Below are 2,620 nucleotides of genomic sequence, written 5' to 3' on the forward strand. Positions count from 1 at the left end.
GTGCCCGTGGTGATCTTTCCGCCCTGGATCAACAAATTCTACATCATGGACCTCAAACCCTCGAACTCGCTGATCAAGTGGATCGTCGATCAGGGCTATACGCTTTTCGTGGCAAGCTGGAAGAACCCCGACAAGAGCTATGCCGATGTCGGGCTCGACCAATATGTCGAGGAGGGGTTCATTGCGGCGATCGAAGCGGCCAAGGCGATCACCGGCGAAAAACAGGTCAATGCGGTCGGTTACTGCATTGCGGGAACGACGCTCACGCTGACACAGGCCGTTCTGGCCAAACGCGGCGACAAGTCGGTCAAGTCGGCAACATTCTTCACGACGCTCACTGACTTCTCAGATCCGGGTGAGGTCTCGGTCTTTCTCGACGATGATTTCATCGACGGGATCGAAGCGCAGGTCGGGCGCGACGGCTATCTCGACAAGTATTTCATGGCGCGGACCTTCTCGTTCCTCCGCTCAAATGACCTCGTCTATCAACCGGCGATCCGCAACTACATGCTGGGCGACAAGCCGCCGGCCTTCGATCTGCTATACTGGAACGGCGACGGCACGAACCTGCCCGCGAAGATGGCCGTCGAATATTTGCGCTGGATCTGTCAGGCGAACCGTTTGGCCGATGGCACGATCGAAATCTGCGGCGAGACGATCGGGCTGAAGGATGTGAAAGTCCCCCTTTTTGCTGTCGCCTGTGAGGCCGACCACATCGCGCCCTGGAAAGGGTCGTTCAACGGCATCCGGGCCTACGGGTCAAAGGACAAGACCTTTGTCGTCTCGCAGTCGGGTCATATCGCGGGGATCATCAACCCGCCCTCGAAGAACAAATATGGGCACTACACCAATGACGCCGAGATGGGTGAGGCCGATGACTGGCTGGCCACGGCGAGTTTCCACGACGGCAGCTGGTGGCCGCGCTGGGAGGCCTGGCTGAAACCCCGCGCGGGCAAGATGGTTCCGGCGCGGGATCTGGGGGATTCGAAACATCCGGTTCTGGCCCCGGCCCCAGGAACCTATGTTGCCGAGACCCCAACCATCTGAAAAATAAGTCGAAAAACTTTTTTCTGCGCTGCAGCAAAAACACTTGAAATGCTGCATCGCAGCATCTATCTTTCCTGCAGACGTAGAAAGGGCATCCCCCGCCCGAATGTCAGGAGATAGTAAGATGCAAAAGACCCAGGACTTCACCAAAGTCATGCAGGACATGACTGCCGCTTTCCCGATCGACACGAAGGCGTTCCAGGACACGTTCAAGACCTCCGCCGTTCTCGGTGAGAAGGTTGCCAAGGTTGCTCTCGAAGCGGCTGAAAAGTCGAACGAGATCTCGTCCAAGTGGACGAAAGAAACGCTCGGCAAGGTCAGCGCGCTGACCAGCGTCAAGGACGAGCCGGCCGACTATTCGAAAGCCGTTTCGGACTTCGCTTCGGCTGCTGCCGAAATGGCCGCCGCGAACCTCGCCGCTTTCGCTGAAGTCGCGAAGAAGGCCCAGATGGAAACCGTCGAACTGATGCTGGCCGCTGGTAAGGATCTTTCGGAAGACGCGACCGCTGCCGTCAAGAAGGCCCAGGCCGATGTGACCGCCGCCGCGAAAAAAGCCACCGCTTCGGTGAAGTAAGCTCGACTTCCGTAACGAGTGACGATCGAACGGTTTCCCCACTCCTCCCTGTCGGTGAGACCGGACTTTGGCGGGCACAGAGTGCCCGCCTTTTCTTTTGGACATTTTATTTGCGTTTCGGGTTTTCGTTGAGATGACAAGAACCAGAAACGCTTTAGAGCGTGATAAGGTACCGCGCGTGCTTTGTACGGAAAAGTCGTTCCGATTCATCGCGCACTCCTTGGCCGGGCTCTTTCAACCATCGGTCTTTAGGTTCGTCGTAGCGCTGGGTGTGCCGGGTATCGGGCGGCCAGTTCGGATCAGACGGCATGGGATTGCGCCCTTCGGCCCGAGATGTGCAGGCACGCTCAAACGCTGCTTTCCGAAGGAGACGGACAACAGGAGTCACACGAGACGTTTTACCAAAGCCTGTATATCCAGACCCGCGGTATGTTGAAGAAGGAATTTCCGGTCCATCTTCAGGCCCGACACACCATTCGCCATACTCGGCATGCCAATCTCAAACGTAACCGACCGGGCTTGGTCCAGAACGTCGTCTCGGTATGCGAAAGACTTGCGTCAATCGAGGATCGCGCGGTGCCTGTGAAGTGGTCCCACCTTTACAATCACGAGCAGACAGGTCAGCCGAATACGAAATCGCCCGCATCGATCAGCGAGGCATCGGTGTTTTCCAGCAGGATGGAGGCAGTGGCGAACTGCACCAGCGTATCCGTCCCCTGCGCCGAAATCGTCACGCCTGACATATCGGCCGCACCCGAGGTGATGCGGATCATATCCGTTCCGTCCTCGAAATCCGACACCACATCCTGTCCGTCACCGGTTCCGAAGATGAACTCATCCGCGCCGAGCCCGCCTGTCAGACCGTCATTGCCGCTTCCACCCCGGATCATGTCGCTGGCATCGCTGCCGGTGATGGTATCATTGCCCGCACCACCATCGAGGATGTTGCCGGAACCACCGGTTGCGGTCAGACTGTCGTGGCCGCCCCCGCCATAGAGT

The 2,620-nt window shown here is 57.9% G+C and carries 3 protein-coding genes; 2 read left to right on the plus strand and 1 reads right to left on the minus strand.

Annotation, left to right across the window (positions count from 1 at the left end):
• Both WBB85_RS20255 and WBB85_RS20260 read left to right on the plus strand, forming a co-directional pair.
• Nucleotides 1-1,047 (plus strand): PHA/PHB synthase family protein (locus WBB85_RS20255; protein WP_432640392.1); only part of this gene is annotated, 1,047 nt, incomplete at its 5' end.
• Between the two features lie 124 nt (nt 1,048-1,171).
• A complete protein-coding gene (locus WBB85_RS20260) occupies nt 1,172-1,621 on the plus strand; it encodes a phasin family protein (protein ID WP_432640393.1) in 450 nt (149 codons plus the stop codon).
• Between the two features lie 620 nt (nt 1,622-2,241).
• On the opposite strand, the gene WBB85_RS20265 is transcribed toward WBB85_RS20260, so the two are convergent.
• A partial coding sequence (locus WBB85_RS20265) for a calcium-binding protein (protein WP_432640394.1) occupies nt 2,242-2,620 on the minus strand: 379 nt, incomplete at its 5' end.

The organism is Albidovulum sp. (genome assembly GCF_049646345.1).
Lineage (GTDB): Bacteria > Pseudomonadota > Alphaproteobacteria > Rhodobacterales > Rhodobacteraceae > Albidovulum.